The sequence below is a fragment of the Polaromonas sp. CG_9.5 genome (genome assembly GCF_035984465.1).
In the GTDB taxonomy this organism is placed as follows: domain Bacteria; phylum Pseudomonadota; class Gammaproteobacteria; order Burkholderiales; family Burkholderiaceae_C; genus Polaromonas.
Genome location: NZ_JAXCHR010000003.1, coordinates 160,144 through 186,382, shown reverse-complemented (window position 1 = coordinate 186,382; position 26,239 = coordinate 160,144). Strand labels below are relative to the sequence as shown.

Below are 26,239 nucleotides of genomic sequence, written 5' to 3'. Positions count from 1 at the left end.
TCACAATGACCGGATGCAAAAAATATCCAGTCTTGTCAGCCAGCCGCTGTACAGCGTCGCCGCGATCCGCCAAATTGAACAACAGGCCGCAGCCGCCCTGCCCGCCCACACGCTGATGCAGCGGGCGGGTCTTTTAGTGGCACGGCTGGCGCTGGCGCTGGCACCGCACGCCGAGCTGATCTGGATTGCCTGCGGCCCCGGCAACAATGGTGGCGATGGCTTTGAGGCCGCATGGCATCTGCACCAATGGGGCAAAAATGTGGTCGTGACCTGGACGGGTTTGCCGTGCGGCAAAAGCGAATTGCCGCCGGATGCCCAGGCCTCGCGCCAGCGGGCACTGGCGGCAGGCGTTGTGATGGCCAGCGAGCCGCCGCTAGGGTTCGATGTCTGCATTGATGCGCTGCTCGGAATCGGCGCGACGCTTGATCCTGACCGTCCGGGCAGCGCATTGATGCAAAACTGGCTGGACCGTATGCACGCCAGCCCGGCAATGCGGCTGTCGGTCGATATTCCGACCGGTCTGCAAGCCGACACGGGCGCTATTCCTTTCAAAAATGCTACTAAATCAATAGCTTTCAGCGCATACCCAGCGTGCGCAAGAGGCCTGTTTACCTTAAGTTTATTGCGATTGAAGCCGGGCCTGTTCACCGCCAGCGGCCGCGACAGTGCGGGCGAGGTGTGGCTTGATGATCTTGGCGTCAGCGAGGCCGATATCACGCCCACCGTCCAGCCCTGCGCCTGGTTGCTGGGCACAGACCGCACGCACCCGCCTTTGCGCACGCAATCAGCACAAGCCAGCCATAAAGGCAGTTTTGGCGATGTCGCCGTAGTGGGCGGTGAATCGACTGCCGCCAGCCACATGAGCGGTGCGGCGCTGCTGGCCGCCAGCGCAGCCCTGCATGCGGGTGCTGGCCGGGTGTTTGTCGCCCTGTTGGGTGACGCGCCCGGCTTGAGCGTGGATCCGGAGCAGCCCGAACTGATGTTTCGCGCGCCCGACGCACTGGACATGGCGCATCAGGTCATCGTGTGCGGCTGCGGCGGGGGCGAAGCGGTCAAGAGCGTGCTTGGCAATGTACTTTCGACGGCAAGGCAGGCCGTGCTTGATGCGGACGCGCTCAATGCCATCGCCATGAACCCGCGACTGCAAGCCCAGCTCAAAGCGCGAAAGAGCCTCGGTTACAGCACCGTGTTAACGCCGCATCCGCTGGAAGCGGCCCGCCTGACAGGCATGACGGCAGCCGCGATTCAAGCTGACCGGCTAGGCGCAGCACGGCAGCTGGCCGAGCGCTTTCAGTGTGTGGTGGTACTCAAGGGCTCAGGAACCGTGATTGCCTGCCCGGATCAGCTCCCGATGGTCAATTCAAGCGGCAACGCCCTGCTGGCAACTGCGGGCACCGGCGATGTGCTGGCAGGCATGGTCGGCGCTTTTCTAGCCAGCGGAATGGATGACTTTCAGGCTGCCTGCAGTGCGGTGTTTGTCCACGGCCACAGAGCAGATAGCTGGGCCTGCAATATGCCGCACCAAGCGCTGACGGCATCAGCGCTGGCGAAATGGCAGAGTCTCTAGCCCAGAATCATCAGGCCGATTTGCAGAACCAGCATCAGCACCAGCGCCGACAAATCGACGCCGCCTACTGCTGGAATAACGCGCCGAAACGGTGCCAACAGAGGTTCCGTCAGGCGCGCCAGCAAACCGTAAGCCATTGATCCGGGCTGCACCCAGGACAAAACGGCATAGCCCAGCACCAGCATGAAAAGGGTTTGCAGCGCGACCCGAATCAGCATCTTCAAGGCAACAACCGGCAGGAAAATGACCGATGCCAAGCTCAGCCCGGCCGTCGGCATGCCTGTCAATACGCTGAACAACACCCACCACAGCAACGCATACCCCAGCGCCATCAGGGCGGCAGCAATCAAACTGGCCCAATCCACACGCGCCTTCAGCAACCGCTGAGGCAAGGCGCGCCGCAACGGTTTGACGAGCCAGTCGGTCAAGGCCATCACAAAGTTGCCCGGCTGGCCGATCATGCTGATGCGCAGCCAGTTCATCCAGGCGCGCAGCAATGCGGCGGCAACCAGTACAAAGAAGGCAGTTTCCAGCAGAAACCCCAAAATCTGGATCAGCATAAGCCCCCAGTTTGTAGGCACATAAAAGTTCTCATGAAGTCCTAACGACGGGGCTTTTTGGCTTGTTTCAGGGCCGGATTAGCAGCTGATTTTTTGGCAGCGGTCTTGCGCGCCTTGCCCGGCGATGCAGACGTTTTATTGCCCGATCTGTCAGCATTATCCGGGCGACTTTTCGCAGCGGTGCTGCGTCCGCCGTTACTGGCGTCCGAACGCTTGCCTGAGGACCTGCCGTTGCGCCGGGAGCCGTCGCCACGTTCCTGCAGCGGCATCTCTGTCGATGCACCGCCGGCTTTGTCTTTCATGGCCCGGCTCACCTGGCCCGCCTTGTCCTCCCCTTCGTGGATCAGACGGAAATCAATTTTTCGCCCATCCAGATCAACGCGGCTCACCTGTACCCGAACCCGCGTTCCCAAGGCATAACGCATGCCACTGCGTTCACCGCGTAATTCCTGGCGCGCCTCATCAAAGCGGTAGTATTCGCCGCCCAGTTCGGTAATGTGCACCAGGCCTTCGACATACATCGCGTCCAGCGTCACAAAAATGCCAAAGCCGGTTGCAGCGGTCACCACGCCGCCAAACTCTTCGCCAAGATGCTCGCGCATGTACTTGCATTTGAGCCAGGCTTCAACGTCGCGGCTGGCTTCGTCGGCGCGGCGTTCGTTGGCGCTGCAGTGCAGACCGGCAGCCTGCCAGGCCAGCTGGTCAGCACTGATTTTTTTCGGTTTTTCCGTGGGTTCCTTGACGCGGGACGCCAGCCGTTTGGACAGCTTGGCGACTGCCTCGCCCGGTGTCGGCAAAAGAGGCAGCTGGTACTTGGTTTTTCCCAGAATGGCCTTGATGACCCGGTGCACCAGCAAGTCGGGGTAACGACGAATCGGGCTGGTGAAGTGGGTGTAAGCCTCATACGCCAGGCCAAAATGGCCGCTGTTTACCGGCGTATAGATCGCCTGCTGCATGGAGCGCAGCAGCATCGAATGAATTTGCGGTGCATCGGGCCGGTCTTTGGTGGCCACTGCAATTTGCTGGAACTCGCCCGGCGTCGGCTGGTCGCCAACGGTCATGCCAACCCCCATCGCCTTGAGGTAGTTGCGCAGTGCCTCGACTTTCTCCGGCGTCGGGCCATCGTGGGCGCGAAACAGGCCGGTGTGCTTGCTTTGCGAAATAAAGTCCGCCGAACACACGTTGGCAGCCAGCATGGCCTCTTCAATCACGCGGTGCGCGACATTGCGGGTTCGCGGAATGATCTTTTCAATCCGTCCCACCTCATCACAAACGATCTGGGTTTCTGTGGTTTCAAAATCCACGGCGCCGCGCACACCACGCTCCTTGAGCAACGCCTGATACACCTCATGCAGATGCAGCAAATGCGGCACCATGTCCTTGCGCTGTTCAGCTTCCGGCCCTCGTGTATTGCCCAGAATGGCAGCCACTTCGGTATAGGTAAAACGGGCCTGGCTGAACATGACCGCCGGGTAAAACTGGTAGGCGTGAACCTCTCCCTTGGCGTTGACCAGCATGTCGCAGACCATGCACAAGCGCTCAATATTCGGGTTGAGCGAGCACAGGCCATTGGAGAGTTTTTCGGGCAACATGGGAATCACGCGGCGCGGAAAATACACGCTGGTGGCGCGGTCATAGGCGTCAATGTCAATCGCACTGCCGGTTTCCACATAGTGGCTGACATCTGCAATAGCGACCAGCAGACGCCATCCCTTGCCACGCCCCACTTTGGCCGGCTCACAATAAACCGCATCATCAAAGTCACGCGCGTCTTCGCCGTCAATGGTGACCAGCGCAATGTCGGTCAGGTCAACACGGCGCAGCTTGTCAGACGGGCCGACCGCATCAGGCAAGGCCCGCGCCAGCGCCAGTGCGCTGTCGCTGAACTCATGCGGGACGCCGTATTTTCTGACGGCAATTTCAATTTCCATGCCGGGATCATCAAGCTCGCCCAGAACTTCTGTGACGCGTCCGACCGGCTGGCCAAACAGTGCAGGCGGCTCGGTCAGTTGAACCACCACGATCTGGCCGGTTTTGGCAGCGCCCGTGCCGCCTTTGGGAATCAGCACATCCTGACCGTAGCGTTTGTCTTCGGGCGCGACGAGCCAGACGCCACTTTCCTGCAACAGCCGCCCAATGATGGGATTGGGCGAACGCTCGATGATTTCAGTCACGCGACCTTCAGGCCGGTTCTTGCGGTCATGGCGCACGATGCGCGCTTTAACGCGATCTTTGTGCAGCACCGCTCGCATTTCGTTGGGGGGCAGGTAAATATCTGCCTCGCCGTCGTCGCGCTGAACGAAACCGTGGCCATCACGATGGCCGGATACGGTTCCCTCGAACTCCGCCAAAAGATCGGCCGAAGCGCCTGAATTGGAATTATTTGTTTTGATAAGAAGTCTCTTTCATGAGATGCCCGCTAATGACGTGTTGTCAAAAACGGGCGTAAATAGGGGCATTGACCAGTTCGGCTTGTTTTGCATCAGTTTAAAACCAGATACTAGCCGCGATTTGTGAAAAGCTGATGTCTGCGCAACGGGAAACGCTTTTCATGATAAAGAGTTGGGCGCATTTCTGCAGTATGAACAAAGCGTATTTGTCTCTGCTTTAAAAAGCTGCAGAAAATTTGAATTTTTTCCGCCCTGCATCCGATAAGCCATAAATGTAATGTTAAACTGCTTGCTGTGCCCGGGTGGCGGAATTGGTAGACGCGCACGGTTCAGGTCCGTGTATCGCAAGATGTGGAGATTCGAGTTCTCTCCCGGGCACCAAAACTACTCAAGTCAAAAAAGCTTCTGCTAACCCAGTAGCTTTTTTTTCGCCTGCATATCCTCGTTCTCCTCATCTGGATAATCTGATACCCAGTCCCTGCAACCACAGGGACTGGGTATCAATGCAAGCGTTTTAAGCTCTTCAGACGGGAACAGCAACCAGATCGTGACCTTGCACACCCACAATCCGGGCACGGGTGAACTCACCAACCTTTATCGTCTTGCTGATCTTTTCAGGTGGCAGCAGCTTGACCACCCCATCAATCTCAGGAGCATCGGCATAAGAGCGGCCCGTGCCACCTTTTCGCCCCAAGGCCGGCGCATGATCGACCAACACTTGCATGGTCGCGCCAATGCGCTGATGAAGCTTCTGGCTTGAAACAGCCTCAGCCACCGCCATAAACCGTGCCCTCCGCTCTTCACGCAGCTCAAGCGGGAGCATTCCTGGAATATCGTTGGCCGTGGCGCCCTGCACTGCGCTGTAGGCAAAGCAGCCAGCACGATCAATTTTGGCTTCTCGCATGAAATCAAGCAAATGCTCGAATTCAGCTTCGGTTTCACCCGGGAAGCCGGCAATGAACGTACTGCGAATGACAATTTCAGGGCAAATCTCGCGCCAGCGCGAAATGCGCTCCAGATTTTTCTCTCCACTGGCCGGCCTTTTCATACGCTTGAGCACGTCAGGGTGGCTATGCTGCAGCGGAACATCCAAATAAGGCAGCACCTTGCCGGTTGCCATGAGCGGCAATATCTCGTCAACGCTCGGGTAAGGATACACATAATGCAAACGCACCCAAGCACCGTAAGGCTCGGCAATTTCACCCAGCGCCTGAACCAGCTCCAGCATCCTGGTCTTGACCGGCTTTCCATCCCAAAAGCCGGTGCGGTATTTAACGTCAACGCCATAGGCAGAGGTGTCCTGGCTGATGACCAGGAGTTCTCTCACGCCGCCTTCAAATAATGCGCGCGCCTCATTCAGAACATCACCAATCGGGCGCGATACCAAGTCGCCACGCATGGAGGGAATGATGCAAAAAGTGCAGCGATGGTTGCAGCCTTCACTAATCTTGAGATAGGCATAGTGCCTGGGTGTGAGTTTGATGCCGGCGATACCAAATGCATTGGGGATCAAATCGATAAATGGATCATGCGGCTTGGGCAGATTCAGATGCACGGCATCCATCACCTCCTGAGTCGCATGGGGGCCGGTAACTGCCAGCACACTGGGATGCATCTGGCGCACCAGATTGCCACCGTCCTCGCCCGACTTGGCACCCAGACAACCCGTCACGATGACTTTGCCGTTTTCAGCTAGCGCCTCACCAATGGTGTCCAGACTTTCCCTGACGGCGTCATCGATGAAGCCGCAGGTATTGACAATGACCAGATCAGCGCCTTCAAAGGTTTTAGATGTCTGATAGCCCTCTGCACTGAGTCGCGTAAGGATCAACTCTGAATCGGTTAATGCCTTGGGGCAACCCAGACTCACAAAGCCTACGCGCGGCGCAGGCTTGGCAGGGGAAACAAGGGAAAGGGGGGGTGGGGAAAGTACTTCACTCATAGCCCCCTATTGTCTCAGAGCAAACTCCAGACCGGAAAAAACCTGTTTGCATGGCCCCGAATCAGCCTGCATTAACAACCCAACGTTCAGTGCTTCAGCCCTAGCGCAGACAGCATTTGCTCGCTTTGTTTTTGCATTTGTTCCTGCAGCTGCGTAAAAACGTTTTTTGACTGCTCGACGTACGCACCCATCATGCCCTGCATCATGGGCGACTTTGCATTCACAAACTGTGCCCACATCTCAGGAGTCATTCCTTTGGATTGCTCGGCCATTTTGAGTTGCAGATCCATGAAACTCTGGACATTTTTTTCTAGATACGCCCCCATGAAGCTCTGCATTGCATCGCCATAAAAACGGATGATATTGGCCAAAACAGCTTCGGTAAACATGGGCGCGCCGCCAGCTTCTTCTTCAAGAATAATTTGCAGCAAGATGCTGCGCGTAAGGTCTTCGCTGGTTTTGGCATCACGCACAACAAAACTGGTACTGCTCATCACCAGTCGCCGAACTTCGGTGAGAGTGATGTATGCCGAAGTTTCGGTATCGTAGAGGCGACGGTTCGGATATTTCTTGATAATCCGGAGCGAATCGGTTTTGTCAGCCGTCTTGCGGCCTTTGGCACCAGAAACGGCATCCACAGATGGGCTACTTGCTGGAGGTGTTTCGCAAGATTCTGTAGGGAGGGATTTATTACTTTGCAATGACGACTCCTGAGAATGAAGAAACCTGCCTTATAGAGACAGGGTTCGGTACATTCTAGGAATGTCTTGATCTACGCAATTTTTTTGGGTTATCTGGAATCAGCAACTTAACCTTAAAAGGTTTTTAGGACTGAATCAGAAAACTGTTCCAAGAAATTGGTAGGCGCGATTGGACTCGAACCAACGACCCCCACCATGTCAAGGTGGTGCTCTAACCAGCTGAGCTACGCGCCTAAAGGTCTGTTTGACAGCTCGTATTCTAGCAGTGCTAAATACCTGTTTTAGTCTGCAAGGAAAAATATGTGAAATTACTTCAGCGCCTGCGTGCAGAGCGCACCCCTGCGACGCCCGCCACAACAGCAAGCACCTGATTGAGCCGACCCGATTGCGCAACCTCGACCGTGAAGGTCATCCAGGCCGTGCCGCCACGGTTGTCTTTAACTGACTGGGTCTGAACGCCAATCACATTCATTTTTTCCTTGGTAAAAACCTCTGAAATATCGCGCAGCAATCCCTGCCGGTCAGCCGCTTCCACCGCTACGTCCACCGGATACACCGAGCCATCAGGCAACTTGGGAGAACTCCATTCGACCTCAATGACGCGATCAGGGCTGCCGCTGGCCATGTTGCGGAAATTGCTGCAGTCACTTCGGTGAATACTCACGCCTTTGCCTTTGGTGACAAACCCCAAAATCTCGTCAGGAGGCGCAGGCTTGCAGCATTTGGCCAGTTGGGTCAGCAAAGAATCCATGCCTACGACCAGCACACTGCCTTTGCCTTTACCGGCAGAGTTTGAACGGTCGGGCTGGCGTACTTTTTTAGGCAGCACATACTCATCTGGCGACGGCACGGGCTCGGGTGGCCTGAGCATGTTTTCAATGGTGCGCAGAGACAACTCGTCCTTGCCGACCACTTCAAACAAATCATCTGCCGTTTTGAAACCCAGACGCAGCGCCAGATCCTGCAGCTTTATCGCGGTTTTGCCTTCGCGCTGGAGCAGCTTTTCAACCGCCTCCCGGCCCTTTGCCACCGTATGCTCCATCGCCAGCGCATTGAACCAGGCACGCACTTTGGATTTTGCCCGGTGGCTCGACAGAAAGCCCAATTCCGGATTGAGCCAGTCGCGCGACGGCCCGCCCTCCTTGACCGTGATGACTTCAACTGTCTGGCCGTTTTGCAGCGGCGTGTTGAGCGGCACCATGACGCCGTCAATGCGCGCGCCACGGCAGCGATGACCCAGGCTGGTATGCACGCTGTAGGCAAAATCAACCGTCGTGGCGCCCTGAGGCAACTCCACAATGGCGGCATCGGGCGTCAGCACATAGATACGGTCTTCAAACAAGCCCTGATTGGCCTCACGGGCGCGCTGTGCAGCCGGAGCCGAGAGTTCGCGCTCCCAGGCCAGCAATTGCCGCAACACCGCAATCTTGGCGTCGTATTCGCTGCTGGCCGATACGCCCACATAGCCTTTGCTGCCAGCTTCCTTGTAAGCCCAGTGCGCGGCCACACCAGTCTCGGCATGGTCGTGCATGGCCTGGGTGCGTATCTGGATTTCAACCGCCCGCCCGCCTTCGTCACGCACAACCGTGTGCAATGACTGGTAGCCGTTGGCTTTGGGCTTGGCAATGTAGTCGTCAAACTCGCCTTCTATCGGGGTAAAGCATGAATGCACAAAACCCAGCACGGCATAGCAGCCCTTCACATCGGCTGCAATCACGCGCATGGCCCGAATGTCAAACACCTGGTCAAAGTCAAGCGACTTGCCGCGCATTTTTTTGACGATGCTGTAGATGTGCTTGGGCCGTCCCTGCACCAGTGCCGCAACGCCGCTCTGGTTCAGATCGCGTTCAAGCTGCACACGCAGCGACTCCATGAAAACTTCGCGTTCCGCCCGTTTTTCGTCGAGCAGCCGGGCAATTTGCTTGTAGGTATCGGGCTCCAGAAAACGAAAAGACAGGTCTTCCATTTCCCATTTGATCTGCCAGATACCCAGCCGGTTCGCCAGCGGCGCAAACACATGCAGCGACTCATGCGCCAGCGCCCTGGGAGCGGACTGGCGGCTCGAGGCGTAATAGCGCAAAGTCTGCAAGCGTGAAGCCAGCCGCAGCATGACGACCCGCAAATCGCGCGAAAACGCCAGCAGCATCCTGCGCACACTCTCTGTCTGTGCGGCAGGGTCTTCGTGCAACTGGGCTTTGGCGTCCGCTACGCGCGTCTGGCGCTGCAAATAAATCAGCTTGGTGGTTTCTACCGCCAGCGCGGCATAACTGGCGCCAAAAGCCTTGGCGATGACTTCCTGAGGCTTGTTTAAATGTTGGCACGAATGCACCAGATAGGTGGCGGCCTGCATGGCTTCAGAGCCGCCAATCGACTTGAGAATGGCGACCACTGCATCAGCATGCGCCAGAATATTTTCACCGGTGTCCATCACTTCGCAGGCAATCAACGGCTCGGCAAAAGCGCGTGCGCGCACCAAGGCGTGCGGCTGCTCCGGCAGGCTGTCGGCGGTGGCCGTGACAATCGAACTGGGTACGTCCTGGGACGATGTGGGGGCCGGCGTTTGCGCCACTTTATTTTTCATCGGGTCTCAAGTCTCTCGGTCACGTTGAGGTCTGCCCTCAACCAAGCAGGAATCCTGCCACGGCAGCCCTCTGGTCTTTTGCGATCAGCGTGGGCGCATGCCCGACGCCTTCAAACTGAACCAGTTTGGCGTGCGGGCCGCGCTGTGTCATGGCCTGCGCCGTTTCAAGGCTCAGTAAATCCGACTCCGCGCCGCGCACGACCAGCGTTTGCGCCTGAATGCCATCGTAAAGCTGCCACAGCACCGCCTCGCCTTGTTGCGCGCCCTCTTTCGTGCTCAGTTTGAAGGGTTCTGCAATGGCCGGGTCGTAATGCAGCCGCAGCGCGCTGTCGGCGGCAGGCGACACCGGCCTGAGCATGGGCTGCGACAGTGCCAGCCATTGCTCGGGCGTGTGCGGGCCAAAACTTTGCGAAATCGTCCACATCGCATCGGCCGCTTCCTGGACGGTATTGAAATGACCCGACTTTCCCAGATAGGCGCCAATCCGCTCAATCGCCTGCCACTGCAGTGCAGGACCGACATCATTCAGCACCAGCTTGCGTACCGGCACAGGAAGCGGCAAACCAGGCTGACCGCACACCACGATGCCAATCAGCCCGCCCATGCTGGTTCCGACCCAGTCCAGCGTGCCGATGGGCGACTGGGCATGCACATGCGCCAACAAGGAAAGCATGTCAGCAGCATAGGCCGGCACCTGGTAGCCCGCCGGGTCTTTGAGCCAATCGCTTTCGCCGCGCCCTGCGACATCCGGGCAAATCACGCGAATGCCGACGGAAGAAGCAACCCCCGCCTGCGCCACCAAAGCCTGCGCCAGCACGTCAAAATCACGCCCCTGGCGCGTCAACCCATGCACACACAACACGACGTGCGGGCTGTCGGACTCCCCCCATTGCCAATAGGCCATGCGATGGCCCTCTGCGGCGTCGGGACACATTACGTAATTCAGGCTGGGCTCAGTCATGGTTCGGGCAATCAAAAAGGGCTGATAGAGGCTTCATAATTGGTTCAGCAACTTTGCGCCGTCAGACGCGCCATAGGCTGTTCAAGTATCAAGTCAACCATCGTAAATCATCCGGAGAAACTAAATGCTCAAAGGTAAAACGGCACTCGTCACAGGCTCGACCAGCGGTATTGGTCTGGGCATTGCCAAGGCGCTCGCCGAACAGGGAGCCAATATTGTCCTCAACGGCTTCGGCGATGTGGAAGGCCCCAAGGCCGAGATTGCGGCGCACGGTGTCAAGGTCGCCTACCACGGTGCCGACATGAGCAAACCCGCCGAGATCGAAGCCATGATGAAGTTTGCCGCTGCCGAGTTTGGTCAGGTCGACATTCTGGTCAACAACGCCGGTATCCAGCACGTCGCACGGATTGAAAATTTTCCGGCTGAAAAGTGGGACGCCATCATTGCCATCAACCTGAGCAGCGCGTTTCATGCCACGCGCCTGGCGCTGCCCGCCATGCAGGCTGCCGACAACGGCAAGGGTTGGGGCCGCATCATCAACCTGGCATCGGTGCATGGCCTGGTCGGTTCCGCCGAAAAATCAGCCTATGTGGCCGCCAAGCATGGCATCGTGGGCCTGACCAAAGTCACCGCCCTTGAAAACGCCACCTCCGGTGTGACCTGCAACGCCATTTGCCCCGGCTGGGTGCTGACACCGCTGGTGCAAAAACAGGTCGATGCGCGCGCGGCAGAAGGCAGCATCAGCAACGAAGCCGCAACGCAGCAACTGCTGGGTGAAAAAGAGCCCTCCATGCAGTTCACCACGCCTGAAGAACTGGGCGCATTGGCGGTGTTTTTCTGCTCGCCTGCCGGTGCCAATATTCGCGGCGTGGCGTGGAACATGGATGGCGGCTGGACCGCGCAATAAACCGCTTTACGGCACTTACGGCGTTGACAGCAGCCGGCTCACGTACTCGCCAATCGCCAGAGAACTCGTGAGCCCCGGCGACTCGATGCCAAAAAGATTGACCAGCCCGACCACCCCATGCACAGCCGGGCCCTGGATCAAAAAGTCGCTGGCCGGCGCGTCAGGTGCCTGAATCTTGGGGCGTATGCCGGCGTAGCCCGGCACCAAAGCGCCGTTTTGAAGCGCTGGCCAGTAGTTGCGAACCTCGGCATAAAACGCATCACCGCGCGTCGGGTCCACGACCAGATCGTCAGGTGAATCCACCCACTGCACATCGGGGCCAAATTTGGCCTGCCCGCCCAGGTCAATCGTCAGGTGAACCCCCAGCCCTGCAACTTCGGGCACCGGGTAGATCAGGCGCTTGAACGGCGAACGGCCCGAAAGCGTGAAGTAATTTCCCTTGGCGTAATAACTGGGCGGCACAAAATGCTCTTCCAGCCCGGCAAAGCGACTTGCCAGCGCCTGCGCCTGCAGGCCTGCTGCATTGACCACCGATTGCGCTTGCAACTCGGTACCGTCAATTGCTACCAAAATAATAGCACTATGCGTACAGCGGGCGTGCGCAAGAGGCGTATTTAACACCAAAAACCCTCCTGCATGCTCCAGATCACCCTGCAACGCCAGCATGAGCGCATGGCTGTCCACAATGCCGGTACTGGGCGAATGCACTGCAGCGACGCATTCAAGCTGCGGCTCCAGCGCCCTGGCTTCATCGCGCGAGAGCAGCACCAGGTCATGCACGCCATTAGCCGCCGCCTTGCGGATAATGCCTTGCAGTTGCGCCACCTGCGCGTCACGCGTCGCCACGATCAGTTTTCCGCATCGGCTATGGCCAATGCCGCGCGCCGCGCAGTAGTCGTACAGCATGGCCTTGCCCTGCACGCATAACCCGGCCTTGAGCGAGCCTTGCGGGTAATAAATGCCTGCATGAATAACTTCGCTGTTGCGCGAACTGGTGCCGGTGCCGATGGCGGCTGCGGCTTCCAGCACTATCACCTCGCGGCCCTGCAGCGCCAGGGCGCGCGCAACGGCCAGCCCGACCACGCCCGCGCCAATCACGACGCAATCAACCTGCTCCATTCAAAAGCCCTGACGCGCTTCAGAGCCGCCGTGGATCGGTTTCAAGCAGCAAATCGACCAGCGAGCGCAGGTGCAATTTCAGGCTGTCAAAGCCTAGCGTCAACGCCAGCGTTTGTTCATTCATATAGAGTTTTCGGTTGATTTCCAACTGGATGCTGTGCCGGTCAGCCGCCGGATCGCCATAGCGCCGCACCAGCTCCACCCCTTTGTAAGGATGGTTGTAGGCCACGTCATAGCCCAGCGACCGCAAATGCGCACATACCTGCCCCGACAACGCCGCGCTGGCGGTGCTGCCGTCACGGTCGCCCACCACAAAATCAGCATGCGCTTCGCCCGGAAAATCGGTGGCATGGCTGGAGGCAATCGCCGGCATCGAATGGCAGTTGATATGAATGCTGTAGCCGTGCCTAGCATGCGCCGCATCAATCGCCTGCGCCACCGCTGCATGGTAGGGCTGCCAGCATTGCGCAATGCGCAACTGCACTTCATCGACCGACAGCCGGCGCTCATAAATGGGCACGCCGTCGTCGGTCGTGCGCCAGATCAGCCCCTTGCCCAGCCGCACTTTGGAAAGTATGTGGGGATCGGTTTCGACCGGCCCCGGCCAAGGCGAGTCAAACAGCGAAACATCAATTTCGTTCGTGTTCCGGTTGGCGTCCAGATAGCTGCGCGGAAAATGCGCCTCAATCCAGTGAACGCCAAGCGCGGGCGCAAAGTCATACAGTTTTTCCACGTGCGTGTCTTCTGCGCGGCGCAATGTCGCCATGTCGCAGGTGTACAAAAAATCCGGCGGATAAACGACACCGCTATGGGGCGAGTCAAGAACCAGTGCGCGGCTGCCAGGAGTTTGGGTAATGAACTGCATCGCCCGACTTTATCAGCAGGCCCCAAGCCGCCCACACTACTTGTTCGCAGTAAAAATCAGGGCCGCCCGATGAAACTTTTTGGCATCAGGCGGCGTCTTACCAAAGGCGGGAAAATGTTGTATGCAGTTAACAAACGGGATTTTTCCTACAAAAAATTACCTTATGCAGCCTTAAACTCATCTGTACGCACCCCTAAACTTGTTAAGGTCACCACGACTTGAAATTGTGGGCTGTCACAGAGACCTTTTTATTTTCACCCTGAAAGAAGCATCATGAAATTTTTGAACCGTGCATTTTCATCCACCGTTCTCGCGGTAGCGGCACTGACGGCAGTAGCCGGCGCCCAAGCGCAGAGCAACAACAACTACGGCCTGTACGGCCCAGGCGCTGGCTATGTGGGCCTGAACGTGGGTCAGTCCAACTACTCACTGGGCAATGGCTTCAACCTGTTTTCGTCGGACAACCACGACACGGCCTACAACATTTACACCGGTACTTTCTTCAACCAAAACTTCGGCGCAGAACTGGGCTACACCAATTTTGGCAAGGTTCAGCGCGCAGGCGGCTCCACCAAGGCACAAGGCATTAACCTGAGCCTGGTCGGCAGAGCGCCCATCAGCCCGTCCTTTAACCTGCTCGGCAAACTCGGCACCACCTACGGCAGCACCGATGTTTCCGCACCTGTCGGCTCAGGCGTCGCTTCCGGCAAGGAAACCGGCTTTGGCGTGTCTTATGGCTTGGGCGCTGAATATGTGTTCAACCCCCAGCTTTCAGCCGTGCTGCAGTATGACGAGCACCGTCTGCGCTTTGCAGGCGAAGGCAGAGACCGCATCAGCGCCACCACCGTGGGCTTGCGCTACCGCTTCTAAACGCTGCAAACGCCTGATGGCGTTTGTCTCAAAGCCTGCAAACCCGTCTGGTTTTGCAGGCTTTTTTATTTGAACGCTGGCAAAGTGCTCCTCTAAAAGTAGCAGCCAAACCTTACGCTGCTTGCACAGACAAGTCATTCAACTAAAAATTCTTGCTGCCCGCGCTGGTTCAGGCACAACAGGCCTTTATGCCAGATGCGCCGCCTGGCTAGCCGTAGCCATGAACGAAAATGGCGCTTCGCCGCCGTCCCTCACTTTTCCTGCAGAAACAAAAACCCGCCCATGCACCCCGACAAGTCAGTCCGAGAACGTTTTTTCCATGCGCTGGCTTTTGAACTGCTGGCGGTTGCCATTTGCGCCCCGTTGGGGGCCTGGTTATTGGGTTATTCGCTGGCGCATATCGGGTTGCTGACGCTGATGATTTCGCTGGTGGCAATGACCTGGAACATGATTTTCAACGCCATTTTCGACCGCGCCCAGCGCCGCATTGGCTTTGAGCGCACGCTGGTGGCACGTGCGCTTCATGCCGTGCTGTTTGAAATCGGGCTGCTGCTGGCCGTGGTTCCGCTGGCGGCCTGGTGGCTGGACATCGGGCTATGGGAAGCTTTTGTGCTGGACATCGGCATTGCGCTGTTTTTCCTGCCGTACACCTTTTTGTTCAACCTGGCCTATGACCATCTGCGTGCCCGCTTTGCGGCTAAAAAAATGCAAAGTGTGCCGAGGTAAGGCCCAGGGGCTTTGCCTGCTTTCAGCGCTTTATCACCTGCCGATCAGCAAGACAGTTGAGTTTGCACACTCGAACTGTCCGCTACCAGCCTGGTAATCCCAGCGCTCCAGCAGGCATGAAACCGGCTGGCCAGCGCCGTCATAACGCAGCATGTTGACAGAATTTGGAATGCCCGCCCGCAGCCGCGTCGACAGAGCGGTGCCCGCCTGAACGCACCAAAGACGCCGCCCCAACCCTGCCATGCTGCTCGACAGTTCATGCACATACGGCAAGTGAATGTGGCCACCCATCACGATGTCAGCCCCCGCCTCTGCCCACGCACGAACCGCAGCTTCCCAGCCGCGCAGGCGGTCATGCCTGTCGCTGGCGCTGGGCACATACACCGGCTGATGCACCACCACGATGCGCAACTGCGCCGGATCAGACCGCCGCAACTCGGTCACCACCCGCTCAATCTGCGCGGGCGAGACTTCGCCATTTTTGTGCCGCCAGCGACGCGTGGTTTTTACACCGATGACACGCAGCAACGGCGTCGAAACAACGCGCTCAAGACCCGGCCCGAAGGCTTGCAGATACCTGGCGTAAGGCGTCAAAAACCGCTGGTAAAGGTTGAACAGCGCAATGTCGTGATTGCCGGGAATGACCAGCCTTTGCGCAATGGCCAAGCGGTCACAAAACGCCCGTGCTTGCGCAAACTCCTCAACCCGTGCACGCTGCGTGATGTCTCCCGACAGCACCAGCAGGTCGGGCCGCTGCGCGCTGGCCATCCGCACCAGTGCCTCCATCACGTCGGGTTGTACCGTGCCGAAATGTGGATCGGAGATTTGCAGCAGCGTTGTCATGACGGCGCTCTCATTCAACCGCCGCCAGGTCGGCCGATGCGGGAACCAATAGCAGCAGGGGTTCTGCCGCCACCTCAAAAACCAGTGGCGTCTGCATCCAGACGATTTCACCGTCCGTCGCGACCTTGATGCGGCGCATGCCTTTGGGCATCACGGTCAGCCGGCGAAATGAAAAACTGTGGATATTGTCGGCATCTCCAAGTCGCCCCAGCAGCCCCCGAATCAGCAAGCCAAACAGGGCCAGTGTCCCGATGGGGCGCACGGCAATGCCTGCCAGCTGGCCCTGCGCCAGTGCGTCGATTTGCTTCGCGTCAATGCCGGTTTGCTGCAGTTGCAGACGGTTGTTGGCGACAAACAAAGTGGGTGTGCGCAATGAGACGGTTTGTCCATCCGACTCAATACGCAGCCGGAGCTGGTGGCGTGACCGCAGCAAGCTGGCAATGCCTGAAAGAAAGGCCACGAATCGGCTGCGCCCCAACTGGCTTTTCCAGGCTTCCCGGTCTTCCAGAATCTGCGGATACAGGCCCAGGCTGGCATTGACCAAAAAAACCCGTCCATTCACCCGACCCGCCTGTACCGGCGAGATATGCGCCTGCAGCAATGTAAGTGCCGCCTTGCGTGTGTCCTGCGCAATCGCATGTTCCCGGCCAAAATAGTTGAAGGTTCCTTGCGGCAGCACCCCAAAAGGACAGCAGCTGCCGATCACGGCGTTGGCCACCGCATTGATCGTGCCGTCTCCGCCTGCCGCCACCACAACGCCTTGGCGGGCCTTTGCCAGCGCCACGGCGCGCTTTGCCATCACATCAACCGGCTCTTGCGCATTGCACTGGAGAAACTCAAAACTGCGTCCGCCCGCTTCAAGCACACGGCGAATAATCTGAATTTCCTGGTCGGTATCTCCGCTTCCCGAGCGCGCGTTTAAAACAATAAAAAAAGGGCCGCGCCGGGCTGCTTCCTGGGCGGTTTCTGAAAAAACAGTCATGCGCAAAGCATAGGGGTGACAAAACGGCCGGTCTGTCAGTCAATTGCGCGTTCAGCAGTGCCGTGAAGTTGCGGCCTGTCGGCACGCAACTTCAGCGCATCAGGGGCGCACTGGCTGTGCCACCATTTGCACAGAACCGGAAACGTTCACCATGACCGTGCTTTTGCCAGCCTCCACTGGAACGGCCGATTCGTTCATATCGGATTTGGCGCTCATGGCCAGCATGCGCGGGCGGGGCGACTGGCCCTGGTCATTGGCGTTAATGGACACTTCGCGCAAGGTGAAGCCGGCAAATCCAAAACTTCTGGAAATCTCGCCTGCCTTGGCCTTGAAGCGTTCTATCGCCTGCGTCTGCGCCTGGCCTTCCACGCGGGCGCGCTGCTCACGGCTCAGGGCGAAGCTGACATTGCCCATCGTCAGGGTCTGAATTTTTCCGGCTGTGCTGGTAATGCGCGGAAAATCCTTGCCCTCCAGCACCAGCTCGGTCGAGCCTTGCCAGCCGTTGATCTTGCCGTCTTTGTTGTAGCGCGGATACAGGCTGAAATTTCCGGTGCGCACTTCCATTTGCTCAGGCATTGCCGCCTGCCGGGCTTGCGCCAGCGCCGTATCGAGCGCCTGCTTGAGCTGGGTTTGCACCGTGCCCGCGTCAGCACCATCGCGCGTGGTGGTCATTGAAATGGACAACAAATCCTGCTGGACTTCTACCGAGCCGCTGGCTGAAAGCTGGGCAACATTTTGCAGCCGCTCAGGCTGCATATTTTGGGCAAAAGTGACTGTAGCGCAAGCAGAAATGGCCAAAGTAGCTATTAATTTTGTAGCACGCATCATATTGAATTTGCCTTATGGTGAATTTGTAAAAATAGCGATCAAGTGCTAAATCAGCGCACTTCGCTCCTGTCCTGCTGGCGATGACCGAAGCCAGCAGAGCTGGCCGGACAGGCTATGGCCACGCTAGCATAGGCTCAAAAAACGCCCAGCCAAAAAAGGCTGGTCGTTTTATTAAAAGCCACCATTCACAACCCGCTTGTCAAGCTCAAAAACCCTTTGCTTCAGGACATCCGGCAGACAGGATTGAAAAACCCTCAGGTAGCCCCCACATGAGCGGCATACTTTTAATTAAATTTTTTGTAATCAAAAGTCCTTTTGAGTAAAGAAAGAAACGTTTTCTATTTCCAGCCCGCAAAATGGCCCTGTTACAAATCACTAAAACATCATGACTCAAGCTCAATCCACCCCCCGCGCCGACAAGATTCTGATTCTTGACGACGACGCCCGTATCCGCGACTTGCTGCGCCGCTATCTGGCCCAGGAAGGTTTTGAAGTCATCCTGGCCGAAGACAGCAAGGCGCTGAACCGCATCATGCTGCGCGACGCCGTGGACTTGATCGTGCTGGACTTGATGATGCCCGGCGAAGACGGCCTGTCCATCTGCCGGCGCTTGCGCGCGGCCAACGACCGCACGCCCATCATCATGCTGACCGCCAAGGGCGAAGACGTTGACCGCATCGTCGGCCTCGAAGTGGGCGCTGACGACTACCTGGCCAAGCCTTTCAACCCGCGCGAGTTGCTGGCCCGCATTCATGCCGTGCTGCGTCGCCGCCCCGCAGCCGAGGTACCAGGCGCGCCGTCGAGCGACCAGGAAGTCGTCACGTTCGGGCCGTTCTCGTTTGACATGAGCTTGCGCACGCTGCAAAAAAATGGCGAGGAACTGCCGCTGACCACGGGCGAATTCGCCATGCTCAAAACACTGGTTCGCCATCCACGGCAGCCGCTGTCGCGTGAAAAACTTGCCCAACTGGCGCGCGGCCGGGAGTTCGAGCCGTTTGACCGCAGCCTGGATGTGCAGGTGTCGCGCCTGCGCAAGCTGATCGAAACCGACGCCGCCGTGCCGCGTTATATCCAGACCGTCTGGGGCATTGGTTACGTCTTTGTGCCGGACGGCACAAATTAAAACAGCGTTGCGGCTTTGTCGCGGCAGGTGATGCGGGTGATGCAGGGATTGAAACCTGTTGCTCAATAACCCTGCTCCTCCAGCCACTGGCTGACAAATAACCCAAGCGCGCCACCATTGCCAATTTTTGCAAAATGGCGGCGCGCCTGCACCGTGTGCAGCTTTACTTCTGACGCCCGCTCACTTGCTTGTCATGGCCACTTCGCAATACTCTTCTCTGGAAACCGCACCCGCGCCGCTGGAATTACGCCCACGCCGGGGCATCAATCTGTTTTGGCGGACTTTTTTCTTTCTGGCGCTGCTGTTGTTTGGCTCCATGGTGGCGTGGCTGCAAACTTTTCGCACCCTGGAGACCGAGCCCCGCGCCGTGCAAAGCGCACAACAACTTGCCACCGTGGTCAACCTGGCCCGCACGGCGCTGCGTTATTCCGACTCTATTGCACGTGTCTCGCTGATCAAGATGCTGGCCGAGGAGGAAAAGTTTCGCATTACGCCGCGTGAGCCCACAGACACGTTCAAGCCGTTCATCAGCGACGAATTTGGCGAGCGTATCGCGCAGGAAATCACAGCCCGGCTCGGCGAGGATACCGTGGTAGCGGGCAGCGTCAACGGTCAGCCCGGTTTGTGGATTGGTTTTGTAATTGAAGGCGACGCCTACTGGATCCTCGCTGACGCGTCGCGGCTCGGGCCGTCACGCACCAGCACCTGGGCCATCTGGCTTGTTGCGGCGGCGGCTTTGTCGCTGACCGGTGCGGCGGTGATTGCGCGGTTGATCAACCAGCCACTCAAGCAGTTGTCGTTTGCAGCAGGCCGCATGCGCGATGGCGATTTTGACGCCAGCCGGCTGGACGAACAGGTGTCGACCAGCGAAGTGCGCGAGGTCAATATTGGCTTTAACCGCATGGCCGCGCAGCTCGCGAAAATCGAGCAGGAGCGCGCCGTCATGCTGGCCGGCATTTCCCACGACCTGCGCACGCCGCTGGCACGTCTGCGCCTGGAAACCGAGCTGAGCGTGACCGACCTGGACGCGCGCGAGCACATGGCAGCCGATATTGCGCAGCTCGACGCCATTATTGGCAAGTTCATGGACTACGCCCGCCCCCAACCGGCACACCTGGAGCCGGTTTCGCTCAACGACATCGTGAATGCGGCGGTGTATGCGGTGGCCGACTACGCCGACATGAAGGTGACGGTGGATATTCCGGCTGACACCCACGTCCTGGCCGATAAGGTTGATCTTTCCCGCATCGTTTCCAATTTGCTGGAAAATGCCCGGCGTTATGGAAAATCACCCCAAACCGGCGTGGCGCTGGTCAGCATTGCGGCCAAAGCCCGTGAGCGCTGGGTGCTCATCAAAGTGCGCGACTACGGCCAAGGCGTCGCACCTCCCATTCTGGCCAAGCTCACCAATCCGTTTTTCAGGGGCGACGCCGCGCGCACCGAGGCCACAGGCGCTGGCCTGGGATTGGCAATTGTTGAAAAAACTGTACTGCGCATGGGCGGCACCTTCAGTCTTTCCAACACCACCTCAGGTGGACTGGCCGCGCATATCAAGCTGCGCCGCAGCTAAAAGCCGTAGCGGGCCCGTGTTTTGGCGGTCCTGAACCTGTTTTTATAGCCAAAAATGCCGCTAGCGCATGCTGGACGGGCGCAACCAGCTATCAATAAAGAAGCGCGACGGCCCGTGCTTCCAGACTCAGGCCCTGGCCGACCGGTCCGAGTCTCTCGGCCGTCTTGGCCTTGACATTGACTTGGGTTTTGTCCAGCCCCAGCGCCTCGGCAATGCGCACGCGCATGGCCGGAATATGCGGTGCCAGCTTGGGCGACTGCGCCACGATGGTGCTGTCAATATTGCCGATACGCAAACCCTGCGCTGCCAGCAGCCGGCCGGTTTCACGCAGCAGCACCATCGAATCAGCGCCTTTGAAACGCGCATCAGTATCCGGAAAATGACTGCCGATGTCGCCCAGCCCCGCCGCGCCCACCAGCGCATCAATAATGGCGTGCAGCAATACATCGGCATCCGAATGGCCGAGCAGACCCAGCGTATGGCTGATTTCAACACCGCCCAGAATCAGCTTGCGCCCAGGCACCAGGGCATGCGTGTCCCAGCCTTCGCCAATGCGAAAAGGCGGACGTGGCCCGAAGGGGACGGAATTCATAGCGTTTGGCTTTCTTTGAAAAATTGAATCAGCGTTTTTTTACAACTGCCCGCACGCCTCAAGCCAACCGACGCCGGTTCAACAAAATCGCTTCGGCCAGTGCGAAGTCTTCCGGGTAAGTCACCTTGAAGTTCTGTGCGCTGCCGGCGACAAGTTTGGGGGCCAGACCCAGCGCTTCAATGGCGCTCGACTCGTCGGTCACGACGTTGCCCGCACTTTCGGCGGCGTCAAGCGCCTGCATCAACATCTCGATGCGAAACATCTGCGGCGTTTGCGCCAGCCATTTGTCGCTGCGGTCCAGCGTAGCGGCGACCCGGCCCTGCTGCTCTAGCCTGCCTTCACATTTCAGCGTGTCGGGCAGTTTGTGCGCCAGCAGCCCGCCCACGGCGTCGTGCTGACAGCCGTCGATCAGCTGGTTGATTTGCTCCGGCGTCACCAGGCAACGCGCCGCATCGTGAACCAGCACCCAGTCGCCCGCTTCAGCCCCGGCCTGCTGCAATGCGTCCAAACCCTGGCGCACACTGCCAGCCCGGCTGGCACCGCCACAGGCCGCAACAATAAATAACTTTTCAGACAGCGCATCAAAGAAAACATCATTGGGGGCCACCACCACCAGCGTTTTTTCCAGGCGCTTGACGTCCGCAAAAGCTACCAGCGTGTGCAGCACCATCGGCAGGCCAGCGATGGGCTGATATTGCTTGGCCAAGCCAGAAAGCGACGTGCTTGCCCGACTCCCTTGTCCGGCGCAGGGAATCAGGGCAAAAAAACGGTTGCTGAAACGGTTTTCGGCGGGTCTTGTCATCATCACTTCATCATAGATTCTAAAATCAAGCCAATGCACCTTCCTTCACTTGTGACCGGCAAACGCTACACCCTTCCCCAACCTACCGGTTCTGCCGATGCCCTGCTACTGGCCCGACTCGGGCAACGCGAAAAGGCGGCAGGCAAGCTCACCGCCATCATCACGTCAGACGCCGCCACTGCCCAAAGGCTGATGGACGAGATGGCGTTTTTTGCGCCCGAGCTGCGCTGCGCTCTGTTTCCCGATTGGGAAACCCTGCCTTACGACGCATTTTCGCCGCACCAGGACTTGATCAGCGAACGGCTGGCCACGCTGTGGCGCATCCAGCAACGCGACAAGGACACCGGTGCCGACGTGGTCATCGTGCCCGCCACCACCGCGCTTTACCGGCTCGCGCCGCCCAGCTTTCTGGCCGGCTACACGTTTGAATTCAAGGTCAAGCAAAAGCTTGATGAAGCCAAGCTCAAAGGCCAGCTTACGCTGGCGGGCTACAGCCATGTCACGCAGGTGGTCAGCCCCGGTGAATACGCGGTGCGCGGCGGGCTGATTGATTTGTTTCCGATGGGCTCGCTGGTGCCGTTTAGGGTCGATCTGTTTGACGACGAAATCGACAGCATCCGCACCTTTGACCCGGACAGCCAGCGCTCTTTGTACCCGGTGCCCGAAGTGCGGCTGTTGCCGGGCCGCGAATTTCCGATGGACAACGATGCGCGCGCGAAATTTCGCAACCGCTGGCGCGAGCTGCTGGAGGGCGACCCGACCAAGAGCCGCATCTACAAAGACATGGGCAATGGCGTGGCCACCGCAGGCATCGAGTATTACCTGCCGCTGTTTTTTGAAGAAACCGCGACCGTGTTCGACTACCTCGGCAAAAATGCCACGGTGGTGCTGCACGGCGACCTGGAGCCAGCCTTTCAGCGCTTTTGGCAAGACACCAAAGACCGCTACCGGCTGGTCAAGGACGCGCCCGACCGCCCGGCGCTGCCGCCCGAATCGCTGTTTTTAAGCGCCGAACAGTTTTATTCGCGCGCCAATGACTATCCGCAACTGGCGTTGCGCGGCACGGTTGAAGACGTGGCCGACAACGCGCAGTTCCAAAAGTTAAGTGAAATGGCCGTCGTGCGCGGCGCCGAAGACCCGCTGGCTGGCTTCAAGCGTCACGCCAAAAACACCGCCCACCGCGTGCTGGTGCTGGCCGAAAGCGCCGGCCGGCGCGAAAGCCTGCTTGATTTTCTGCGCGCCAGCAACGTCAGCCCACCGGCCTTCGATTCGCTCGAAGACTTCCAGACGAGCAGCGAGAAGATCGGCATTGCCACCGCCGCGCTGAACACCGGTTTCAGCTGGCTTGAAGAAAGCATCGATTTCATCACCGAGACTGAGCTGTTCGCGGCAGGCCCCACCACGCGCCGGCGCAACAAGCGGCAGGAGCAGGTCAGCGACGTCGAAGCGCTGATCAAGGACTTGTCCGAACTTCGCATCGGCGACCCGGTGGTGCACAGCGCCCACGGAATTGGTCGCTACCAGGGGTTGATCAACCTGGACCTGGGCGAGAAAAATCAGGACGGATCCCCTGCGGTGCAGGAATTTTTGCATCTGGAGTATGCTGACAAAGCCACGCTGTACGTGCCGGTCAGCCAGCTGCACCAGATCAGCCGCTACACCGGCGTCAGCGCCGAAGAAGCGCCGCTGCACCGGCTCGGCAGTGGCCAGTGGGAAAAAGCCAAGCGCAAGGCCGCCGAGCAAATCCGCGACTCCGCCGCCGAACTGCTCAACATCTATGCCCGCCGCGCCGCGCGCGAAGGCCACGCCTTTCGCTATTCGCCCGGCGACTACGAGGTTTTTGCCAACGACTTCGGCTTTGACGAAACCCCCGACCAGCGCGCCGCAATTCATGCGGTGATCCAGGACATGATCAGCCCGCGTCCCATGGACCGGCTGGTTTGCGGCGACGTGGGTTTCGGCAAGACTGAAGTGGCGTTACGCGCTGCCTTCATTGCGATTACCGGCGGCAAGCAGGTGGCCTTGCTGGCCCCGACCACGCTGCTGGCCGAGCAGCATTACCAGACGCTGGTGGACCGCTTTGCCAAGTGGCCGGTCCAGGTCGCCGAAATGAGCCGTTTCCGCTCGGCCAAGGAAATCACCGCCGCCATCAAGGGCCTGGCTGAAGGCACGGTCGATATCGTCGTCGGCACCCACAAGCTGCTGAGCCAGGACGTGAAGTTCAAGCAACTGGGCTTGCTGATCATTGACGAGGAACACCGTTTTGGCGTGCGCCACAAAGAGTCCATGAAAGCCATGCGCGCCGAAATCGACGTGTTGACGCTGACCGCCACGCCGATTCCGCGCACGCTGGGCATGGCACTCGAAGGTTTAAGGGATTTAAGCGTGATTGCGACCGCCCCGCAACGGCGGCTTGCTATCAAAACCTTTGTGCGTACCGAAGGCAACGGCGTGATCCGCGAGGCCGTGCTGCGCGAGTTGAAGCGCGGCGGCCAGGTTTATTTTCTGCACAACGAAGTCGACACAATTCAAAACCGCCGCGAAAAGCTGGAGGCGTTGCTGCCCGAAGCACGCATTGCCGTCGCCCACGGCCAGATGCCCGAGCGCGAGCTGGAACGCGTGATGAAAGACTTCGTGGCCCAGCGCTACAACATCTTGCTGTGCTCGACCATCATCGAGACCGGCATTGACGTGCCCAGCGCCAACACCATCTTGATGAGTCGCGCCGACAAGTTCGGTCTGGCGCAGCTGCACCAGTTGCGCGGTCGCGTCGGCCGCAGCCACCACCAGGCCTACGCGTATTTGATGGTGCCCGACCTCGAAGGCCTGACCAAGCAGGCCAGCCAGCGGCTCGACGCGATTCAGCAGATGGAAGAACTCGGCTCGGGGTTTTATTTGGCGATGCACGACCTGGAAATTCGCGGCACCGGCGAAGTGCTGGGCGAAAACCAGAGCGGCAACATGCTGGAAATCGGCTTTCAGCTTTACAACGAGATGCTCAGCGAAGCCGTCGAGTCCCTGAAAGCGGGCCGCGAGCCGGACTTGCTGTCGCCACTCAGCGCCACTACCGAGATCAACCTGCATGCGCCCGCGCTGCTGCCAAGCGACTTCTGCGGCGACGTGCATTTGCGCCTGTCGTTCTACAAAAAACTCGCCACCGCCAAAAAGACCGAGCAGATCGACGCATTGCTGGAAGAAATCGTTGACCGCTTCGGCAAGCTGCCCGCGCAAGCGCAGACGCTGATCGACGTTCACCGCCTGCGCGTCATCGCCAAGCCCTACGGCGTCGTCAAGGTCGATGCCGCGCCCGGCGCCATCACCATCACCTTCAAGAAAGACCCGCCCATCGACGCGATGGCCATCATCCACCTGATCCAGAAAAACAAGCACATCAAGCTGGCCGGCAACGACAAGCTGCGCATCGAGCGCGCCTTACCGGAACCCAAGGACCGGGCGCAAATGGTGCGCGATGTGCTCAAGAGCCTGGGGCAGCCGGTGGCACAAGTTGCCGAAATCGCGATTCACGTATAAGTTAACCAAACTTATAATTTATCGTCATCCCTTCCAAAGGAGAAATGCCATGGGACAAGTCACGATTTATGTGGAAGACGGCGCACTTGATGCGGCGAAACGTGCCGCCGAACGCGCCAAGGTATCGGTTAGCCAATGGTTTGCCAAATTCGCCGTTGAGGAAAAACAGAAGCAGGCGCAAGGCTGGGATGATTTTTTCGCTGAGATAGACCGTTTGCGGGACGAAGGCGGGGATGATTTTCCGTCGCTTGAAGAAATCCGTGTCCACGAAGTGCCGGACAGTCCGCGCGAGTCCTGGTAGGAGTATTTTTTGGCGCTTTTACTTGACTCCAACATCCTGATCTATTTCTTTAAAAATGCAGGAGCCGTGCGTTTGCACATGGCGCAGCGCAAAGACGTAGAGATCAAACTGTGTACGCCCGTGCTGTGGGAACTTCTCACGGGCGCTTTCAAATCGCAAGACCCACGCAGTCAGTTGGCACGGCTGGATGCCGTGAAAACCCGCTTCGACGTGCTGCCCTTCGATTTGGCCGCTGCAGAGCAAGCCGCCAAGGCCAGGGCATATCTTGAACGGCAGGGAACGCCTATCGGGCCGGTCGATACCCTGATTGCCGGCATCGCCCTGTCCCAGAACCTGACCGTCGTCACCCGCAACACCCGCGAGTTCGAGCGTGTGCCGGGCTTGCGGGTAGAGAACTGGTTTGACTGACGCAAAAGGCCTGCCAGTTTGGGTCGAGAACGACGACCAATCCACCCATACGCCGGGCATCACAGCCTGA

Annotated in this window: 23 protein-coding genes and 2 tRNA genes; 11 read left to right on the top strand and 14 right to left on the bottom strand. The window is 58.6% G+C overall.

Features of this window, described 5'->3' with window-relative positions; all coding sequences use genetic code 11:
- Positions 1 to 13: 13 nt before the first annotated feature.
- The gene (locus RCH06_RS03780) at positions 14 to 1,567 is read left to right on the top strand and encodes an NAD(P)H-hydrate dehydratase (protein ID WP_327080086.1); all 1,554 of its coding nucleotides are present in this window, start codon (positions 14 to 16) and stop codon (positions 1,565 to 1,567) included.
- On the opposite strand, the gene RCH06_RS03775 is transcribed toward RCH06_RS03780, so the two are convergent.
- Together RCH06_RS03775 and rnr are read right to left on the bottom strand one after the other, a co-directional pair.
- Positions 1,564 to 2,127, bottom strand: coding sequence for a YggT family protein (locus RCH06_RS03775; protein ID WP_327080085.1), 564 nt, complete (start codon positions 2,125 to 2,127; stop codon positions 1,564 to 1,566). The two genes, RCH06_RS03780 and RCH06_RS03775, sit on opposite strands and share 4 nt — an antisense overlap.
- A gap of 41 nt (positions 2,128 to 2,168) precedes the next feature.
- Positions 2,169 to 4,478: a ribonuclease R gene (gene rnr, locus RCH06_RS03770; RefSeq protein ID WP_442799586.1), complete on the bottom strand. Its 2,310-nt coding sequence runs from the start codon at positions 4,476 to 4,478 to the stop codon at positions 2,169 to 2,171.
- A gap of 335 nt (positions 4,479 to 4,813) precedes the next feature.
- Between rnr and RCH06_RS03765 the strand changes: the two genes are divergently transcribed.
- Positions 4,814 to 4,898, top strand: a tRNA-Leu gene (locus RCH06_RS03765).
- A gap of 142 nt (positions 4,899 to 5,040) precedes the next feature.
- On the opposite strand, the gene rimO is transcribed toward RCH06_RS03765, so the two are convergent.
- From rimO to RCH06_RS03740, 5 genes are all read right to left on the bottom strand, one after another.
- On the bottom strand, positions 5,041 to 6,459 hold the full coding sequence (gene rimO, locus RCH06_RS03760; RefSeq protein WP_327080084.1) for a 30S ribosomal protein S12 methylthiotransferase RimO: 1,419 nt from the start codon (positions 6,457 to 6,459) through the stop codon (positions 5,041 to 5,043).
- Positions 6,460 to 6,545: 86 nt separating this feature from the next.
- A complete protein-coding gene (phaR, locus tag RCH06_RS03755) occupies positions 6,546 to 7,097 on the bottom strand; it encodes a polyhydroxyalkanoate synthesis repressor PhaR (RefSeq protein WP_327080150.1) in 552 nt (183 codons plus the stop codon).
- A 220-nt stretch (positions 7,098 to 7,317) separates the two neighbouring features.
- Positions 7,318 to 7,394 (bottom strand) — tRNA-Val (locus RCH06_RS03750).
- Positions 7,395 to 7,473: 79 nt separating this feature from the next.
- Positions 7,474 to 9,741 (bottom strand): RelA/SpoT family protein, encoded by a 2,268-nt coding sequence (locus tag RCH06_RS03745; protein ID WP_327080083.1) that lies wholly within the window; start codon positions 9,739 to 9,741, stop codon positions 7,474 to 7,476.
- Between the two features lie 37 nt (positions 9,742 to 9,778).
- Entirely contained in the window at positions 9,779 to 10,702 is a 924-nt protein-coding gene (locus RCH06_RS03740) for an alpha/beta fold hydrolase (protein WP_327080082.1), read from the bottom strand.
- A gap of 124 nt (positions 10,703 to 10,826) precedes the next feature.
- Here RCH06_RS03740 and RCH06_RS03735 point away from each other — a divergent pair, with 124 nt between their 5' ends.
- Complete coding sequence (locus tag RCH06_RS03735) at positions 10,827 to 11,609, top strand: 3-hydroxybutyrate dehydrogenase (protein ID WP_327080081.1); 783 nt, start codon at positions 10,827 to 10,829, stop codon at positions 11,607 to 11,609.
- Positions 11,610 to 11,624: 15 nt separating this feature from the next.
- Here RCH06_RS03735 and RCH06_RS03730 read toward each other — a convergent pair whose 3' ends face one another.
- Positions 11,625 to 12,728: an NAD(P)/FAD-dependent oxidoreductase gene (locus tag RCH06_RS03730; protein ID WP_327080080.1), complete on the bottom strand. Its 1,104-nt coding sequence runs from the start codon at positions 12,726 to 12,728 to the stop codon at positions 11,625 to 11,627.
- A gap of 19 nt (positions 12,729 to 12,747) precedes the next feature.
- Entirely contained in the window at positions 12,748 to 13,593 is an 846-nt protein-coding gene (locus tag RCH06_RS03725) for an N-formylglutamate amidohydrolase (protein ID WP_327080079.1), read from the bottom strand.
- Positions 13,594 to 13,866: 273 nt separating this feature from the next.
- On the opposite strand from RCH06_RS03725, the gene RCH06_RS03720 reads away from it, so the two are divergent.
- Complete coding sequence (locus RCH06_RS03720) at positions 13,867 to 14,463, top strand: outer membrane beta-barrel protein (RefSeq protein ID WP_327080078.1); 597 nt, start codon at positions 13,867 to 13,869, stop codon at positions 14,461 to 14,463.
- A 282-nt stretch (positions 14,464 to 14,745) separates the two neighbouring features.
- The gene (locus RCH06_RS03715) at positions 14,746 to 15,189 is read left to right on the top strand and encodes a multidrug/biocide efflux PACE transporter (protein WP_327080077.1); all 444 of its coding nucleotides are present in this window, start codon (positions 14,746 to 14,748) and stop codon (positions 15,187 to 15,189) included.
- 33 nt (positions 15,190 to 15,222) lie between these two features.
- On the opposite strand, the gene RCH06_RS03710 is transcribed toward RCH06_RS03715, so the two are convergent.
- The 3 genes from RCH06_RS03710 to RCH06_RS03700 all read right to left on the bottom strand — a co-directional run bounded on the left by RCH06_RS03710 (position 15,223) and on the right by RCH06_RS03700 (position 17,770).
- Positions 15,223 to 16,032, bottom strand: coding sequence for a metallophosphoesterase family protein (locus RCH06_RS03710; RefSeq protein ID WP_327080076.1), 810 nt, complete (start codon positions 16,030 to 16,032; stop codon positions 15,223 to 15,225).
- Positions 16,033 to 16,042: 10 nt separating this feature from the next.
- Positions 16,043 to 17,014, bottom strand: coding sequence for a diacylglycerol/lipid kinase family protein (locus RCH06_RS03705; protein WP_327080075.1), 972 nt, complete (start codon positions 17,012 to 17,014; stop codon positions 16,043 to 16,045).
- A 99-nt stretch (positions 17,015 to 17,113) separates the two neighbouring features.
- Positions 17,114 to 17,770 carry an SIMPL domain-containing protein gene (locus RCH06_RS03700; RefSeq protein WP_327080149.1) on the bottom strand — a complete coding sequence of 219 codons (657 nt, stop codon included), beginning with the start codon at positions 17,768 to 17,770 and terminating at the stop codon, positions 17,114 to 17,116.
- Between RCH06_RS03700 and RCH06_RS03695 the strand changes: the two genes are divergently transcribed.
- From RCH06_RS03695 to RCH06_RS03685, 3 genes are all read left to right on the top strand, one after another.
- A complete protein-coding gene (locus RCH06_RS03695) occupies positions 17,691 to 17,891 on the top strand; it encodes a hypothetical protein (protein WP_327080153.1) in 201 nt (66 codons plus the stop codon). The genes RCH06_RS03700 and RCH06_RS03695 overlap by 80 nt on opposite strands.
- A 336-nt stretch (positions 17,892 to 18,227) precedes the next feature.
- A complete protein-coding gene (gene ompR, locus RCH06_RS03690; protein WP_327080074.1) occupies positions 18,228 to 18,965 on the top strand; it encodes an osmolarity response regulator transcription factor OmpR in 738 nt (245 codons plus the stop codon).
- 193 nt (positions 18,966 to 19,158) lie between these two features.
- Entirely contained in the window at positions 19,159 to 20,535 is a 1,377-nt protein-coding gene (locus RCH06_RS03685; RefSeq protein ID WP_327080073.1) for a sensor histidine kinase, read from the top strand.
- A gap of 91 nt (positions 20,536 to 20,626) precedes the next feature.
- Here RCH06_RS03685 and ispF read toward each other — a convergent pair whose 3' ends face one another.
- Together ispF and ispD are read right to left on the bottom strand one after the other, a co-directional pair.
- On the bottom strand, positions 20,627 to 21,127 hold the full coding sequence (gene ispF, locus RCH06_RS03680; RefSeq protein ID WP_327080072.1) for a 2-C-methyl-D-erythritol 2,4-cyclodiphosphate synthase: 501 nt from the start codon (positions 21,125 to 21,127) through the stop codon (positions 20,627 to 20,629).
- 58 nt (positions 21,128 to 21,185) lie between these two features.
- Positions 21,186 to 21,929, bottom strand: coding sequence for a 2-C-methyl-D-erythritol 4-phosphate cytidylyltransferase (ispD, locus tag RCH06_RS03675; protein ID WP_327080071.1), 744 nt, complete (start codon positions 21,927 to 21,929; stop codon positions 21,186 to 21,188).
- Positions 21,930 to 21,962: 33 nt separating this feature from the next.
- Here ispD and mfd point away from each other — a divergent pair, with 33 nt between their 5' ends.
- Genes mfd through RCH06_RS03660 form a run of 3 tightly spaced genes read left to right on the top strand, consistent with a single transcriptional unit; the run spans position 21,963 to position 26,169 of the window.
- Positions 21,963 to 25,460, top strand: coding sequence for a transcription-repair coupling factor (gene mfd / locus RCH06_RS03670; protein ID WP_327080070.1), 3,498 nt, complete (start codon positions 21,963 to 21,965; stop codon positions 25,458 to 25,460).
- Positions 25,461 to 25,509: 49 nt separating this feature from the next.
- A complete protein-coding gene (locus RCH06_RS03665; protein WP_327080069.1) occupies positions 25,510 to 25,761 on the top strand; it encodes a hypothetical protein in 252 nt (83 codons plus the stop codon).
- Positions 25,762 to 25,770: 9 nt separating this feature from the next.
- Entirely contained in the window at positions 25,771 to 26,169 is a 399-nt protein-coding gene (locus tag RCH06_RS03660; RefSeq protein WP_327080068.1) for a type II toxin-antitoxin system VapC family toxin, read from the top strand.
- The last annotated feature ends 70 nt before the right edge of the window (positions 26,170 to 26,239 follow it).

Excerpts from the sequence above, each read along its gene's own strand:
- RCH06_RS03780 (WP_327080086.1), top strand. The coding sequence starts at position 14 with ATGCAAAAAATATCCAGTCTTGTCAGCCAGCCGCTGTACAGCGTCGCC.
- RCH06_RS03775 (WP_327080085.1), bottom strand. The coding sequence starts at position 2,127 with ATGCTGATCCAGATTTTGGGGTTTCTGCTGGAAACTGCCTTCTTTGTA.
- rimO (WP_327080084.1), bottom strand. The coding sequence starts at position 6,459 with ATGAGTGAAGTACTTTCCCCACCCCCCCTTTCCCTTGTTTCCCCTGCC.
- RCH06_RS03745 (WP_327080083.1), bottom strand. The coding sequence starts at position 9,741 with ATGAAAAATAAAGTGGCGCAAACGCCGGCCCCCACATCGTCCCAGGAC.
- RCH06_RS03740 (WP_327080082.1), bottom strand. The coding sequence starts at position 10,702 with ATGACTGAGCCCAGCCTGAATTACGTAATGTGTCCCGACGCCGCAGAG.
- RCH06_RS03735 (WP_327080081.1), top strand. The coding sequence starts at position 10,827 with ATGCTCAAAGGTAAAACGGCACTCGTCACAGGCTCGACCAGCGGTATT.
- RCH06_RS03730 (WP_327080080.1), bottom strand. The coding sequence starts at position 12,728 with ATGGAGCAGGTTGATTGCGTCGTGATTGGCGCGGGCGTGGTCGGGCTG.
- RCH06_RS03725 (WP_327080079.1), bottom strand. The coding sequence starts at position 13,593 with ATGCAGTTCATTACCCAAACTCCTGGCAGCCGCGCACTGGTTCTTGAC.
- RCH06_RS03720 (WP_327080078.1), top strand. The coding sequence starts at position 13,867 with ATGAAATTTTTGAACCGTGCATTTTCATCCACCGTTCTCGCGGTAGCG.
- RCH06_RS03715 (WP_327080077.1), top strand. The coding sequence starts at position 14,746 with ATGCACCCCGACAAGTCAGTCCGAGAACGTTTTTTCCATGCGCTGGCT.
- RCH06_RS03710 (WP_327080076.1), bottom strand. The coding sequence starts at position 16,032 with ATGACAACGCTGCTGCAAATCTCCGATCCACATTTCGGCACGGTACAA.
- RCH06_RS03705 (WP_327080075.1), bottom strand. The coding sequence starts at position 17,014 with ATGACTGTTTTTTCAGAAACCGCCCAGGAAGCAGCCCGGCGCGGCCCT.
- RCH06_RS03695 (WP_327080153.1), top strand. The coding sequence starts at position 17,691 with ATGGACAACAAATCCTGCTGGACTTCTACCGAGCCGCTGGCTGAAAGC.
- RCH06_RS03700 (WP_327080149.1), bottom strand. The coding sequence starts at position 17,770 with ATGCAGCCTGAGCGGCTGCAAAATGTTGCCCAGCTTTCAGCCAGCGGC.
- ompR (WP_327080074.1), top strand. The coding sequence starts at position 18,228 with ATGACTCAAGCTCAATCCACCCCCCGCGCCGACAAGATTCTGATTCTT.
- RCH06_RS03685 (WP_327080073.1), top strand. The coding sequence starts at position 19,159 with ATGGCCACTTCGCAATACTCTTCTCTGGAAACCGCACCCGCGCCGCTG.
- ispF (WP_327080072.1), bottom strand. The coding sequence starts at position 21,127 with ATGAATTCCGTCCCCTTCGGGCCACGTCCGCCTTTTCGCATTGGCGAA.
- ispD (WP_327080071.1), bottom strand. The coding sequence starts at position 21,929 with ATGACAAGACCCGCCGAAAACCGTTTCAGCAACCGTTTTTTTGCCCTG.
- mfd (WP_327080070.1), top strand. The coding sequence starts at position 21,963 with ATGCACCTTCCTTCACTTGTGACCGGCAAACGCTACACCCTTCCCCAA.
- RCH06_RS03665 (WP_327080069.1), top strand. The coding sequence starts at position 25,510 with ATGGGACAAGTCACGATTTATGTGGAAGACGGCGCACTTGATGCGGCG.